This is a genomic window from Flavobacterium cheonanense (assembly GCF_039539185.1).
GTDB lineage: Bacteria > Bacteroidota > Bacteroidia > Flavobacteriales > Flavobacteriaceae > Flavobacterium > Flavobacterium cheonanense.
Window position 1 is genome coordinate 1 of the sequence record NZ_BAABCT010000007.1, and the last position, 14,346, is coordinate 14,346.

Genomic DNA, 14,346 nt, shown 5'->3' on the forward strand with positions numbered 1-14,346 from the left:
TGTTCCGCCACTACCCGAAGTCTGTGTCCAAACTCCTCCTGAACTCTCGCCTGTAATCAAACTAAATAAGTTTATAACACTTGAACTACTGCCGCAAATGTTTATACTGCCATCAGTGCCGGCTGTTAATGGTGTATTAACTGTAACTTGAATTTCCTGAAATGGTCTACATGCTACATCTGAAGGTAGAGGATTAGCGATTGCATAAACATAATATGTACCAGCTGTGTTAGGAAGAGAACCTATACTTCCTAATATAGGAGCATCATATACTGCTGTACCTGTTGCTGGAGTAGCATTTCCTAAAATTGTACCTCCTGTATACATATTGTCTCCTGTTTGTTGTGTATTGAAATATACATAACTTATGGCGTCAGTTCCTGTAAAGGTTGTATTTACAGAAAAAGGCGTTGGATTACCATTCAAACACAATACTTGATTTGAAGAAGGATTTGTAATTGTAGGACAAGATGTTATTGCGATACAAGTCAATGATGCTGAAACAAAACATGATCCCGATGCGCCAACTGGAGTCAAAGTAAAATTTACATTATCTCCTGATGACAAACCACTTATGTTGTAAGTTGATGTATTTCCAATTGAACCTATAGAAATTGGTGTATTTGAATTTACTTGATACGAGACTGTATAATCCGTTGCTCCAGAAAGCGGTGTCCAATCAAAAGCAACAGAAGTAGATGTAATGGTACCACAAGTTATTGCAGGGGCTATAGTTGTATTTAATTGATATAGAAAAAAAGCATCAATTGCCACGCAATTAGATCCAGATGCTAAATCTTGAATAGTTACCCATATTTGCTGTCCATTAACTCCTGGATAAGTTGTTAAATTAGCTATTGGAGATGCTATATTTTGAGCGTCTGAAAGTGAACTATGGTAACTAATTTCATAATCAGCTGCACTTTGTCCATTTAATATTATAGGATTGTTGATTGATAAATTGAAAGTTGAACCAGCACAAACTGTTAAATCAATAGGTTCATCAATTGGCATTGGTGGTAAATATTCTACAATTACACAATCTGATATTGGACAACCAAGACCATATGGATAAGCTGTTGCACAATAAGTCCCAGCTTGATTAATTGTAATTGTTGGGCCTGTCTCACCTGGCATTGGATTCCCGTTCCATGTCCAAGTGTGAGGAATAGTTGCTGCTAATCCAGTATTTAGAGTAGTAGGAGTCCCAGGACATGGTGCAAAACCATTTGAAACTAAATAATCTTGAGGAAAACTAAGTTGTGCTGTATTAAAACTCTGTGCTTGTAAAAAAACAGCAGAATCTAATGAGTTATCTCCAACATTTGCAATGGCTAATTTGATATGATAAGTTTGACCACATTGAACTACTGCATTAGCTGCAATTACAGTTGTAAAACCATCATATTGAATAGTAGCGTTAACTAAAGGTGTTGTTCCAGTTCCATTGTTTACATAAAAAGCAGAATTAGAAACATTATTTACATTATCAATAGAAATTGCAGTGGTTGTTGCTGGCACCAATGCTATATTAGCAGCTCCTCCAGTGTAGGGACCTGTAATACCAGGGCCACTCAAAAAGAAACCAAAAACATCATTAAAACCTCCGTTAACAAACTCTAAATACTCTTCTGAACCAAAAACAAAGTTAAAACTCAAGTTTTGTCCTATTGGAACAAAATCAAATTCTAAGACAGCTTTGTTTCTAATGTTTGCAGATGCTAAAGCCAGTAAGTCTGCATCACCCTGAACAGGATTTGCTGTTGCATCTGTTGCTCCTCCTTGATCATTTGGACCTACTGCTAATTGAGCATCACCAGTTGCTAGAATTATACCTGTGTTTAATCCAATATTTGTTGTGTTTCCTCCTGTAAAACTTCCAACTTGATCACGAACCATGTTAGCGTTTAATGCTGAACCATTAAATGTAATATTTGATACTGTAATACCCGAACCCAACAAAACATTCTGTACCAACTGAGCAGGTGTTTGTGTTGTATTATTTACAACTAGTTGAGCAAAAGTCGAGTTAAAACAAGAAAGTAAAAGTAATAGTAGAAATTTTTTCATGTATTGAATAAACTAAAACGTCATTAAAAAACGTCATAAATGTTAATTAATTGTTTAAAAAATTCAAATATAAACATTCCCACAAAATAACTTTGTTAAATTTGTTGAAAATTACACGAATCACTATGAAAATTACTATAAAAGAAACCCAAAATCCAACAATTCTAAAATTTGAATTCCCTGATTTTATAACTCAAAATGAAAACTTCGAATTCAAAAACATAGACGAAGCTAAAAACTCACCTTTAGCACAACAACTATTTTACCTTCCGTTTGTAAAAACAGTTTACATTTCAGGAAATTTCATAGCCATAGAACGTTTTAGCATTGTAGATTGGAATGACGTTAAAGATGATGTGGCTGAGCAAATTGAAGAGTATGTAAAAAATGGAGGAAAAATAATAATTGAAGATCCGCTTAGACCAAAAAAATCAGCAATTACTGTCTATGGTGAAACAACTCCTAATCCTGCAACATTAAAATTTGTTGTTAACAAAAGAGTCACTAAAACTGCCGTTGAATTTAAAAATATTGACCAAACAATTGCATCGCCTTTGGCTAAAGAACTTTTTAGTTTTCCGTTTGTAAAAGAAATTTTTATCGACGAAAATTACATCTCTGTCACCAAATTCGACATTGCATCTTGGGAAGAAATTACGCTTGAAATTCGCACTTTTATCAAACAATTCATTGAAAATGGTGGCATAGTTGTCGATGAAACTATGATTGTTCAAGACACCAAACAAGAAAAACAACAAATCAATAATTTCGATAATCTTGATACAACGTCTCAACAAATTATCAACATTCTTGAAGAATATGTAAAACCAGCCGTTGCTGCCGATGGTGGAAATATTTTGTTTGACTCCTTCGACCAAGATACAAAACGAGTAAAAGTTGTGCTTCAAGGTTCGTGCAATGGTTGTCCATCGTCAACTTTCACTTTGAAAAACGGCATCGAAAATATGCTAAAAGATATGCTAAACGACCAAGATATTATCGTTGAAGCACTAAATGCATAAAATAATTAGGAGCGAATGGTTCGAGAATTTTTATAAACCCTATTCCTGCTTTCCGCACCACACGGTGGATTGCTCCAATCAGGGCTAGATAACAATTGTATGGAATAAATTCAGTAGTTTTAACTAACCAATAACCAAAATACCAATGAAAAATTTGAAAACAATTTCTTTCTTCATTTTACTTTCTCTATTGTTAGTAAGCTGCAAATCGGAAGAAAAATCAGTAGATTTCAAAAAATTAACCGAAAGTTATTTTGACGAAAAAAACATTCTAAATCCTTTAGATGCAACACTCAATGGTCAAAACAAATACAACGACCAATTGCAGTTTGAAATGACGGATTCTTTCAGAAAAAAACAAGCCGATTTTTTCAACAAATACGAAACAGAACTTTCAAAAATCGATTTTGAATCACTTTCTGATGAAGAAAAAAACAGTTTCGACATCATTAAATGGGAAGTTGCTGTTGGAAAAGATTTGCTTCAACAAAATGCTAATCTTACTCCAATCCATCAATTTTGGGGAACGCATTTAACCATGGCACAATTTGCAGCTGGAGAAAGCGCACAACCATTCAAAACCGAGAACGATTACAAAAACTTCTTAAAAAGAATGGATTTATATGAAGTTTGGTTAGATTCTGCAATGGTTTATATGAAAAAAGGAATGGATAAAAATGTGGTTTTACCAAAAATTCTATCCAACAAAGTAATGCAACAATTTGATGAAATGATTACTGAAAAAGCTGAAGACAATATTTTTTTCACCACAATAAAATCAATGCCTTCTGAAATTACAGACTCTCAAAAAGAAACGCTAAAAAAAGAATACGCTTCAACAATCAACGATAAATTACTTCCTAGATTCAAGAAAATGGTTGCTTTTATAAAATCAGAATATCTTCCAAAATCTAGAACGACAAGCGGAATTGGTTCACTTCCAAACGGCAGTAATTTATACAAAGCCTATGTAAAACAATGGACTACAACCGAAATGACTCCAGAAGATATTCACACTTTAGGATTACAAGAAGTATCTCGATTGAAATCGGAAATGGAAAAAGTAAAAAGCGAAGTTGGATTTAAAGGAACCATAAAAGAATTTTTCGACTACGTAAGAAATAAAGCAGAATTAAAACCTTTTGAAAAACCAGAAGAAGTAATTGCCAATTTTAAAAAATACCACGCCACTATAAAACCAAACGTTGATAAATTATTTTCATTGCAACCCAAAACAGCTTTTCAAATAAAAAGAACCGAAGCTTTTAGAGAAAAAACGGCAAGTGCAGAATATGTTCAAGGTGCAGCAGATGGTTCTCGCCCAGGAACTTTCTATGTTCCAATTCCTGATGTAAAAAACTATAATTATTATGCTGATGAGGATTTATTTCTTCACGAAGCGATTCCGGGACATCATTTTCAAATTTCTTTACAACAAGAAAATGAAGCATTGCCCAATTTTAGAAAATTCAATTGGTTTGGAGCTTATGGTGAAGGTTGGGCTTTATACACTGAAAGTTTAGGTAAAGAACTGGGATTATACAAAGACCCATATCAATATTTCGGAATGTTAGGAAGCGAAATGCATCGTGCCATTCGTCTAGTGGTGGACACTGGAATTCATTCTAAAGGTTGGACGCGCGAGCAGGCCATTCAGTATTCTTTAGACAATGAAGCCGAAAGTGAAGCAAGTATTATATCTGAAATTGAGCGTTATATGGCAGTTCCAGGTCAGGCTTTATCTTATAAAATTGGTCAGTTAAAAATAATTGAACTTCGCAAAAAAGCTGAAAAAGAATTAGGTTCAAAATTTGACATCAAAAAATACCACCAAATAGTTTTAGAATCAGGTGTAATGCCATTGGCTCTTTTAGAGAAAAAAGTAGATAATTGGATTAAAATAAGTAAATAAAAAAAAGCCTTTCGTAACTGAAAGGCTTTTTTTTTTATGCAGTAACTTCCTCCGAAGATTTTAAGTTTATTGGTTTTCCGTCAACATCATAAAATTGGTAACGGTATTTCAATTTTCCGTTTACTTCTTCTATATCAACATGCATTTGATAGAAACCATTATTCCATTCTACAATAATATCAAAATAGTAATCTCCTACACCAAAGCTTGTGGGCAAATTACTCACATAAACCAACTTTTTAGATTTTAAATTTAAAGTGTTTACCTCAATATTATTGTAAGCGCCAACGTCTTCATTGTCGAAAGTTCTTCCCATGTAACTATATTCCTTGGCTTTTTTCTTGCTTTTACCTTCTTTTGGATCATTGTAAATATCTTTTACAGAAAAAATCACATCTTTCAACGAAAACTTTCCAACGTTTACTAAAGAGAATTTCAATTGATGAATATACGTAATACGTTGTCCTTTTTTTCGAGGCTCATCATCAGATAAATCAGCACTTTCACCCAAATCAATATCTTTAATTTCAATGATAGGAATGTTCTGACCTGATATTTGAGTAATTACTTCAGGTTTGGACTCATCCTTGTAATCTGCATCAACAAATTGCTCTTTGGTCTCTTGAATTTCGTCACTTAAAACATCAATTTTTTTATTAGCAATATCAATTTCAGTTTCACTTTTTTCTTCAATAGAAATCGCTTCGTTGCTTGAACGATACAACGAAAACAATGCACCGGTTATCAATGCAAAACCAATAAAAGCTAAAATAAGTGCTGTCATAGACGGATTCTTTTTCATTCCAATAAATTGGTTAAAACTCAGATTTAGTGATTATACAAAAATACTCATTGAAAAGGAATCAATCTTAGATAAAAAAATAAGTTCTTAACATAGAAATTAACCGATTTTGTAGAAATAAAAAAAGTCCAAACTTTCATTTGGACTTTTTGTGCGGATAATAGGACTTACTTCGACTGCGCTCAGCATAAACTTCTCGTCCTTTTTGCCCACAAAAAAAGTCCAAACTCTCGTTTGGACTTTTTGTGCGGATAATAGGACTCGAACCTACACGCCTTGCGGCACCAGATCCTAAGTCTGGCACGTCTACCAATTTCGCCATATCCGCTAAAATTGTGAGTGCAAATATAAACAATACTTTGTAATTTCCAATACTCAAATAACAAATTCCAAAAAAAATAAAACTTCTTTAAAAAATTGGAATTTGAAATTTAAATATTGGAATTTGTATTCGTATATTTGACATTATAATCAAACCATTAAAAATGAATAATATAAAACAATACGTTCAAGAAAACAAAGAGCGTTTTCTAAACGAATTAATCGAATTATTAAAAATTCCTTCTGTAAGTGCTGATACGGCTTACTCTCAAGATGTAATTGATACTGCCAATGCCGTGAAAGTTTCATTAGAAAAAGCAGGTTGCAATCATGTTGAAATTTGTGAAACTCCAGGTTACCCAATTGTCTTTGGAGAACATATTATTGATAAAAATCTTCCAACTGTTTTGGTTTATGGACATTATGACGTGCAACCGCCAGATCCAATGGAGCTTTGGACTTCTCCTCCATTTGAACCTGTAATAAAAACCACAGAAATTCATCCTGAAGGTGCAATTTTCGCTCGTGGTGCTTGTGACGATAAAGGTCAAATGTACATGCACGTGAAAGCATTTGAATACATGATTCAAAACAATTGCTTGCCTTGCAACGTAAAATTCATGATTGAAGGTGAAGAAGAAGTAGGTTCTAAAAGTTTATCATGGTTTGTTACTCAAAATCAAGAAAAACTAGCTAACGACGTGATTTTGATTTCAGATACTGGAATGATTTCTAACCAACAACCGTCAATTACAACAGGATTAAGAGGTTTAAGTTACGTTGAAGTTGAAGTTACTGGACCAAATCGTGACTTACATTCTGGACTTTATGGTGGCGCAGTTGCAAATCCAATAAATGTTTTGGCAAAAATGATTGCTTCACTTCATGACGAAAACAATCACATCACTATTCCAGGATTCTATGATAATGTAGAAGAATTATCGTTAGAAGAAAGAGCCGAAATGGCAAAAGCACCTTTCAATTTAGATAATTATAAAAAAGCATTGAACCTAAACGACATTTACGGCGAAAAAGGATATGTTACCAACGAAAGAAATTCCATTCGTCCAACGCTAGACGTAAACGGAATTTGGGGCGGATATACTGGCGAAGGTGCAAAAACTGTAATTGCAAGTCAGGCATTTGCTAAAATATCAATGCGATTAGTACCAAATCAAGATTGGGAAGAAATTACAGAATTGTTTACTAAACATTTTGAAAGCATTGCTCCTTCTGGCGTAACAGTAAAAGTAAAACCTCATCATGGCGGACAAGGTTATGTAACTCCAATCGATAGTATTGGTTACAAAGCAGCAAATAAAGCTTACACTGAAACTTTTGGAGTTCCAGCTATTCCCGTGCGTTCTGGTGGAAGTATTCCGATTGTTGCCTTATTCGAAAAAGAATTAAAATCAAAAACTATATTAATGGGATTCGGATTGGATTCTGATGCTATTCACTCACCAAACGAACATTTTGGAATTTTTAATTACTTAAAAGGTATTGAAACTATTCCTTTATTTTATAAGTATTTTGTGGAAATGAGTAAATAATTCAACCGCAAATTCGCAAATTTTAAATCCGTTTATTCTTAATTGAGTGAACGGATTTTTCTTTTAAAACAATCTGTGAATCAGTGGCCAACCAAACTAATTTACAACATTTTACAACATTATAAAATTTTTGGCGTTAAATTTGTATATCATCAATCATCATAAAATCAATCAATCATGTTAAAACGTTTTTTTATTCTTTGTTCTGGTGTCGACACTGACATTGTGAACGGTTGTTCCAACGGCGAACAAAACAAATATGCTGGTATTGGAGCCACAGTGTTCTTCACAGCAATTATGGCTTTTATTGCCAGTAGTTATGCGCTTTTTACGGTTTTTGACAATATCTATACCGCAGTTTTCTTTGGATTAGTTTGGGGATTTTTAATCTTCAATCTCGATAGATTCATTGTTTCAACTATCAAAAAACGTGATAACTTTTTAGATGAATTTATTCAAGCAACTCCTCGAATAGCTTTGGCGATTATTATTGCCATAGTAATTTCAAAACCATTGGAAATCAAAATCTTTCAGAAAGAAATTGAAACCGTTTTGTTGAAAGAGAAAATCGAAATGGCAATGGCAAACAAAAAACAAGTTACCAATTATTTTCAAAGCGATGTTGATAAAAACAAAGCCGAAATCGATAGCCTGAAAAGTGATATTACTAAAAAAGAAAAAGAAGTAAACGATTTATATTCGGTTTTCATCACGGAAGCTGAAGGAACTGCAGGAACAAAAAAATTAGGAAAAGGTCCGGTTTATAAAGAAAAACGTCAAAAACACGACATGGCTTTGAAACAATTGGATTCTATGAAAGCTGCAAATGCTGTAAAAATTAAAGAAAAAGAAGCCAAAGCCAAAACACTTCAAGCTGATTTAGACAAAAAAGTAACCGAAACACAACCTATTATTGATGGTTTTGATGGATTGATGGCTAGAATCAATGCTTTGAATAAATTACCTTGGTTACCATCATTTTTTATAATGCTTTTATTTTTAGCCATTGAAACTTCGCCAATTATTGCCAAATTACTTTCTCCAAGAGGCGAATATGATTTCAAACAAGAAGACGCTGAAATGGGAATTAAAAATGTGCTAGCACAAAATCGCTATCAAAGTGATTTGCAAAGAAAAACAGATGCCGAAATTTACGATAAAGTCTATGCTGATATTAAAGACGACAAAGAATTATACAATTATAAGAAAAAAGGAGCTTTGGAATTATTGAAATTACAAGCTGATGGATTTGTTGAAAAACAGAAGAAGTCAATGTAGATTTTCTTATAACAAAAATCACAAAAGAAAACCCGATAAAGTTAATTTTATCGGGTTATACTTTTATAAAACTTTGAGAATTATTGTCTTTGTGGTAACTACAAATAACTTAAAATTTCATTTTTCAATTTATCGTATTCTCCTTGCAGAATTAAACCATTATCTAACAATTTCTTGTAGTTCTGAAGTTTTTCAAATAATTGATCTTGAGTTAAACTTGCTAAACCACTTTCTGCGTTTAATTTTTCATCAGGAAATTGTTTTTCATCTCTATAACCTGATTGTTCTACTGGAATAATTTCGGCAAAATTAGTAACTTCTTCTGTTGCAACTTCTTCTACTTCTTCAACCACTTCATCATAAACTGGAGCAACTTCTTCAACTACTAAACTAGCAGTTGGCGCTGAACCTGGATTCTTCAATAAATCCAATTGTTCTTTAGCATAAGTATATAATTTTCGTGCTTGATTTTTTGGCAAATAATCAACCGTATGTGTCAAATCTGATTTGGTATTGAAAGTGAAATCGGCTCCAAGAATGCCTTCTTTTACAAAACTACCTGCAATATCATCCCAATCGTAATCTACAAATTCCATTGATAACCCAAGATTTTTTGGTTTACAAAGGATTATTCTTTTATTGGTAACCACAATACTATCTGGCAAAATGGTAACTGCTGGTTTTTTTTGTACTGCAATGTATCCAATTTCTTCATTAGACATTAATAAATTACTCAATTTAGAAGTAATTTTCTCAATCGCTTTTGGATCTTGGTCTTCGTTTAATATTTTCTTTAAATTATCAATCATGATAGTCGTTTTGAATTTTATTATAATAGTTTCACAAAAGTAATGCCTAATTTTCTAAATTTAGAATTTCGTTCTGAATTTTTTTGGTCAAACTTTTGAAAACCAATTCGTAAGAATGATTTATTAGTTCACACATCATTTTATTGGAAACATCACTATTAAAATCGATAGTATTCCAATGAATTTTACTCATGTGATAACCAGGATTTATGGCTTCATATTCTGCTCGAAGTTCTAATGCTTTTTCTGGATCACATTTTAAATTTAACGATGGCGTTCCGTTTTCCCATTCTTTTAAAGTAGTAAGACAAAACATTTTTCCACCAACTTTAAATACTAAAGTATCTTCATCAAAAGGAAAATGTTCGGTTACACCTTTTTTGGACAAACAGAATTCGTAGAGTTGTTGAATATTCATTTTTTAAAGTGATTAGTGATGAGTAATTAGTGATTAGCTTTTGACTATTCACTAATCACTATTTACTAGTTATTATTTTCTCCATCATTTTCTCTGGATGTACCAAAGAAGTAAATCCGTATTTCTCGTATAAAAAATGTGCGTCTGATGTTGCTAATCGCCAAATTTTGACTTGTTGCAATTTGGGTTCGGTCATCATTGCATTTATTAAAATTGATGAATAGCCTTTTCCGCGATGATTTTCATCTATAAAAACATCCATTACATAAGCAAAAACTACATAATCGGTGATTACTCGGCAAAAGCCTATTTGCTTTTCGTCTAAGTAAATTCCAAAGCAAAACGAACTGTCAATTGTAGTTTGAACTTCTTCCATTGTTCTTCCTGCTGCCCAATAAACGTCTTTCAAAAAGTTTTGAATAAACGGAATATCAAGTTTTGATTTGTCTGTTGAAACTGAAATCATATTTTATACAAAATAGGTTTTGATGGTGATGCATCATTTTCAAACGAAGCAATTTGTAGATTTAGTATATAACTTCCATCTTGAATACTATCTTCTACAAAAATCATTTCGGTAATCGTGCAATTCAATCTAGCATCGTCGTTTAAATCATTTACATCTTTTACATTCCAAAAAGCTTTATGTGCCAATAATTTTCCTTCGTCTTCTTCTCTATCAACACTTGGCAAATCGATTAATAAATGTTGAATTCCGATTTCTCGGATGTAAATTGCTGCTTCTTCTGCTAAATATGGCGGATTGGTTTTGGAATAATTTTTATGCTTTTTCGATTCTGAATTTGATAATGTTCTGATTATAATTGCTTCAGGAATTTTTCCGTTTAATGCTCTTTCTATTTGATTTTTTGTAATTACCAAATCACTATTTATATCTTCTGGTGTAATCGAAATTAATTCAGCTTTGAAGAAAAACTGTTTCAAACATTGATTTATCGAATAAAAATCTCGCGTAATGTGTCCGAGACATTCGGTGTGCGTTCCGTGACCGTGTGGATTGAAGAAAATATTATTGAAATTGGTCGAACTTCCTTCGGAAACTTTTCCTATCCAATCGCCAAATTTTACTGGTTCAATTTCGGGTTTTTCAATGTACCACGCAATCGGATTTTCATCAGTATTGGATAATGGAATGGAAATATCAATTGGTTTTGATAGGTCGATTTGATATTTATTGTCAATGAATGCAATCATAATAGAACGCGGATTTAACGGATTTTCAAACGCGGATTTAACGGATTTTTCTGCGTTACTTTTACTCCAAATTTAGCAAAAACAAATCACTTGCAATTCCGTCACTTAAAAATTTACCTTTTTTGGTAGTTCGTAAAATGTTTTCATCTACAAAAAGTAAATGATCTTCAATGTATTTTGCAGCTTGTTGGTTGAGATAGTCTAAATAGGTTTTGCCAAATTCAGTTTGAATTCTATCTAAGGAAATTCCCCAAATAGTTCGCAAACCTGTCATAATATATTCGTTATATCTATCAGTTTTGGATAATATTTCGGTTTCTGATGGCAGTTTATTTTCTTGAATGGATTTCAAATACAAAGTATTATTTGACACATTCCAACTACGTTTTTCTCCATCATAACTATGAGCCGAAGGACCAATTCCGATGTATTTTTTGCCCAACCAATAACTCGAATTGTTTTTAGAAAAATAATTTTCTTTTCCAAAATTTGACAATTCGTAGTGAATAAAATCATTTTCGGATAGTTTATCCACCAAAATTTGAAAATGTTCTTGAGCCACTTCGTCGTCTGGCTGTGGAATTATTCCTTTTTGTATAAACGAATGCAAAGCGGTTTTTGGTTCAACCGTCAAAGCATAACTTGAAATATGCGGAATATTGAACGACAAAGCAGTTTCGATATTCTGAAGCCATTTTTCGTTGCTCATTTCGGGAATTCCATAAATTAAATCAACCGAGATATTATCGAAGTATTGAGTTGCAAATTCGAGACATTCTTTAGCTTCTTCCGAATTATGAGCGCGATTCATCATTTTCAAATCGTCTTCAAAAAACGATTGAATTCCGATAGAAAGACGATTGATTTTGTTATTTGATAATTCGATTATTCGTTCTTTAGACAAATCATCTGGATTGGCTTCGACTGTAATTTCAGGATTTTCGACGACTTTATAATTAGAATAAACAGTGTCAATCAATAATTTCAAATCAGAAATTTCTAAAATACTCGGTGTTCCACCACCAAAATATATGGTTTCTACAACTTCGTCTTGAAACTCACTATTTCGCATTTCAATTTCTTTAGCCAAGGCCAAAACCATCTCATCTTTTTTCTTCAATGAAGTAGAAAAATGAAAGTCGCAATAGTGACACGCTTGCTTGCAAAATGGTATGTGTATGTAGATTCCGGACATTTATTTAGTGTTCAGTCGCAGTCGCAGTTTGCAGTACTGAGACTGAAAACTGAGACTGAAAACTATTTTTTAACTCGAGATTCATTATTTTTCACAAAAGCATCCCAACCTGAATAACTTTTTTCACCAACCACTTTTCCAGAGTTGAAAAAATGACAAACTGCCGCTGCCAATCCATCGGTAGAATCTAGATTTTTTGGTAATTCTTTTAATCCTAGAAGTTGTTGCAACATTTTGGCAACTTGCTCTTTGCTGGCGTTTCCGTTTCCGGTGATTGCCATTTTTATTTTTTTTGGTTCGTATTCTGTAATTGGTATTTGACGCGATAATCCTGCAGCCATCGCAACGCCTTGAGCTCGACCTAATTTTAACATCGATTGCACGTTTTTTCCAAAAAATGGTGCTTCGATGGCAATCTCATCTGGATGATGCGTTTCTATTAACTCGATGGTTCTTTCAAAAATAACTTTTAGTTTGGTATAATGATCGTCGTATTTACTCAATATCAGTTCGTTCAACTGAAGAAACTGCATTTTCTTGTTGACTACTTTTATCAATCCAAAACCCATAATGGTTGTTCCTGGGTCGATTCCTAAAATTATTCTTTCGTTTGCCATTTTACTTTCACAGAGATACACAAAGATTTCACAGAGATGCACAAAGAATAATCGTTAGCCTTTGCGAAACTTTGTGTTTTTTGCGTGACTTTGTGTTATTGATTTTCTTTACTTTGTACCAATGATTACAATTCCTCACAAAGCTAAACAATTCTTGGTTTTTTCAGTCAAACTTTTGATTGTTGTTGGTGCATTTTATTTTATCTACAATCAATTGACTTCAAATGATAAATTAGAGTGGGATAAATTTTTGGTGTTATTTCATAAAAATCAATCGTTTGCTGGAATTTCGTTTATCTTATTTTTTAGTTTTTTGAATCGTTTTTTTGAAATTCTGAAATGGCAAAATCTGGCTCAAGTTGTAAAACCTATTTCTGTAAATGAAGCTACTAAACAAGTTCTTGCAGCATTAACTTTGGGTGTTTTTACTCCGGTTGGCGTTGGTGAATATGCCGGAAAAGCATTGTATTTTGATAAAAAAGACACTAAAAAAATCATTTTTCTGAATTTAATTTGCAATGGCGTTCAAATTGTTGCTACAGGAATTTTTGGTGTTTTGGGCATGATGATTTTAGGCTATTGGCTTTGGTGTTTTGGAATAATAGCTTTTACAATTGCCTTTTTTCTATTTTCTTATTTCACGAAAAAAATCAAAATTAAAGGCTATTCTATTGAAGATTTGATTGAAAAAATAAATGAGATTCCGAAGAAAATTCATCGTAAGAACTTGATTTTAGGATTTTGTCGATACTTAGTTTTTTCGAATCAATACTATTTTTTGTTTTTGGCATTTGATGTCGATTTGCCTTATTCAACTTTAATGGCAACTATTACAACTGTCTATTTTTTAGCTTCAGTTGTTCCGAGTTTTCAGTTTTTGGACTTTGCATTAAAAGGAAGTTTGGCGATTTATTTCTTTGGATTACTTGGCGTTAACGAATGGATTGTGGTTTTTGTTACGATGCTGATGTGGTTTTTAAATGTGGTTTTACCAGTAGTTTTTGGAAGTTATTATGTTATGATTTTTAAGGTTTTACCTCTAAGAAGTAAAGTTTAAAACCATTAAGAAATTAAGTTGCATTAAGATTTATATTCGTGAAATCTTTTAATTTGTGTAAATTCGTGTAAAATAGT

13 protein-coding genes and 1 tRNA gene are annotated in these 14,346 nt (G+C 32.7%); 5 read left to right on the top strand and 9 right to left on the bottom strand.

All coding sequences use genetic code 11. From position 1 onward, the window contains the following. On the bottom strand, positions 1-2,070 hold a 2,070-nt coding region (locus ABD766_RS12125), incomplete at its 3' end, for a choice-of-anchor L domain-containing protein (protein WP_344816937.1). A gap of 125 nt (positions 2,071-2,195) precedes the next feature. Between ABD766_RS12125 and ABD766_RS12130 the strand changes: the two genes are divergently transcribed. Continuing rightward, complete coding sequence (locus ABD766_RS12130) at positions 2,196-3,092, top strand: NifU family protein (RefSeq protein WP_344816938.1); 897 nt, start codon at positions 2,196-2,198, stop codon at positions 3,090-3,092. A gap of 145 nt (positions 3,093-3,237) precedes the next feature. Further along, positions 3,238-5,004, top strand: coding sequence for a DUF885 domain-containing protein (locus ABD766_RS12135; RefSeq protein ID WP_344816939.1), 1,767 nt, complete (start codon positions 3,238-3,240; stop codon positions 5,002-5,004). A gap of 34 nt (positions 5,005-5,038) precedes the next feature. On the opposite strand, the gene ABD766_RS12140 is transcribed toward ABD766_RS12135, so the two are convergent. Both ABD766_RS12140 and ABD766_RS12145 read right to left on the bottom strand, forming a co-directional pair. Beyond that, positions 5,039-5,806, bottom strand: a complete 768-nt coding sequence (locus ABD766_RS12140) for a hypothetical protein (protein WP_344816940.1) — start codon at positions 5,804-5,806, stop codon at positions 5,039-5,041. Between the two features lie 246 nt (positions 5,807-6,052). Further along, positions 6,053-6,134 (bottom strand) — tRNA-Leu (locus ABD766_RS12145). A 157-nt stretch (positions 6,135-6,291) separates the two neighbouring features. On the opposite strand from ABD766_RS12145, the gene ABD766_RS12150 reads away from it, so the two are divergent. Together ABD766_RS12150 and ABD766_RS12155 are read left to right on the top strand one after the other, a co-directional pair. Then, complete coding sequence (locus ABD766_RS12150; protein WP_344816941.1) at positions 6,292-7,680, top strand: dipeptidase; 1,389 nt, start codon at positions 6,292-6,294, stop codon at positions 7,678-7,680. A 177-nt stretch (positions 7,681-7,857) separates the two neighbouring features. Further along, on the top strand, positions 7,858-8,958 hold the full coding sequence (locus ABD766_RS12155; protein ID WP_344816942.1) for a DUF4407 domain-containing protein: 1,101 nt from the start codon (positions 7,858-7,860) through the stop codon (positions 8,956-8,958). A gap of 98 nt (positions 8,959-9,056) precedes the next feature. On the opposite strand, the gene ABD766_RS12160 is transcribed toward ABD766_RS12155, so the two are convergent. From ABD766_RS12160 to ruvC, 6 genes are all read right to left on the bottom strand, one after another. Next, positions 9,057-9,767 (bottom strand): PH domain-containing protein, encoded by a 711-nt coding sequence (locus ABD766_RS12160; protein WP_344816943.1) that lies wholly within the window; start codon positions 9,765-9,767, stop codon positions 9,057-9,059. Between the two features lie 46 nt (positions 9,768-9,813). Next, entirely contained in the window at positions 9,814-10,185 is a 372-nt protein-coding gene (locus ABD766_RS12165) for an MmcQ/YjbR family DNA-binding protein (protein ID WP_344816944.1), read from the bottom strand. A 58-nt stretch (positions 10,186-10,243) separates the two neighbouring features. Continuing rightward, complete coding sequence (locus tag ABD766_RS12170) at positions 10,244-10,651, bottom strand: GNAT family N-acetyltransferase (RefSeq protein WP_344816945.1); 408 nt, start codon at positions 10,649-10,651, stop codon at positions 10,244-10,246. After that, entirely contained in the window at positions 10,648-11,400 is a 753-nt protein-coding gene (locus tag ABD766_RS12175) for a cyclase family protein (RefSeq protein WP_344816946.1), read from the bottom strand. The genes ABD766_RS12170 and ABD766_RS12175 overlap by 4 nt, the downstream gene beginning before the upstream one ends. Positions 11,401-11,461: 61 nt before the next feature. Beyond that, entirely contained in the window at positions 11,462-12,595 is a 1,134-nt protein-coding gene (gene hemW, locus ABD766_RS12180; RefSeq protein WP_344816947.1) for a radical SAM family heme chaperone HemW, read from the bottom strand. A gap of 62 nt (positions 12,596-12,657) precedes the next feature. Further along, positions 12,658-13,212, bottom strand: coding sequence for a crossover junction endodeoxyribonuclease RuvC (gene ruvC / locus ABD766_RS12185; RefSeq protein ID WP_344816948.1), 555 nt, complete (start codon positions 13,210-13,212; stop codon positions 12,658-12,660). Between the two features lie 121 nt (positions 13,213-13,333). Here ruvC and ABD766_RS12190 point away from each other — a divergent pair, with 121 nt between their 5' ends. Beyond that, the gene (locus ABD766_RS12190; protein ID WP_344816949.1) at positions 13,334-14,269 is read left to right on the top strand and encodes a hypothetical protein; all 936 of its coding nucleotides are present in this window, start codon (positions 13,334-13,336) and stop codon (positions 14,267-14,269) included. Positions 14,270-14,346: the final 77 nt, after the last annotated feature.

Bases quoted from the DNA above. Each gene is read 5' to 3' on its own strand.
- ABD766_RS12130 (WP_344816938.1), top strand. From the start codon at position 2,196: ATGAAAATTACTATAAAAGAAACCCAAAATCCAACAATTCTAAAATTT.
- ABD766_RS12135 (WP_344816939.1), top strand. From the start codon at position 3,238: ATGAAAAATTTGAAAACAATTTCTTTCTTCATTTTACTTTCTCTATTG.
- ABD766_RS12140 (WP_344816940.1), bottom strand. From the start codon at position 5,806: ATGAAAAAGAATCCGTCTATGACAGCACTTATTTTAGCTTTTATTGGT.
- ABD766_RS12150 (WP_344816941.1), top strand. From the start codon at position 6,292: ATGAATAATATAAAACAATACGTTCAAGAAAACAAAGAGCGTTTTCTA.
- ABD766_RS12155 (WP_344816942.1), top strand. From the start codon at position 7,858: ATGTTAAAACGTTTTTTTATTCTTTGTTCTGGTGTCGACACTGACATT.
- ABD766_RS12160 (WP_344816943.1), bottom strand. From the start codon at position 9,767: ATGATTGATAATTTAAAGAAAATATTAAACGAAGACCAAGATCCAAAA.
- ABD766_RS12165 (WP_344816944.1), bottom strand. From the start codon at position 10,185: ATGAATATTCAACAACTCTACGAATTCTGTTTGTCCAAAAAAGGTGTA.
- ABD766_RS12170 (WP_344816945.1), bottom strand. From the start codon at position 10,651: ATGATTTCAGTTTCAACAGACAAATCAAAACTTGATATTCCGTTTATT.
- ABD766_RS12175 (WP_344816946.1), bottom strand. From the start codon at position 11,400: ATGATTGCATTCATTGACAATAAATATCAAATCGACCTATCAAAACCA.
- hemW (WP_344816947.1), bottom strand. From the start codon at position 12,595: ATGTCCGGAATCTACATACACATACCATTTTGCAAGCAAGCGTGTCAC.
- ruvC (WP_344816948.1), bottom strand. From the start codon at position 13,212: ATGGCAAACGAAAGAATAATTTTAGGAATCGACCCAGGAACAACCATT.
- ABD766_RS12190 (WP_344816949.1), top strand. From the start codon at position 13,334: ATGATTACAATTCCTCACAAAGCTAAACAATTCTTGGTTTTTTCAGTC.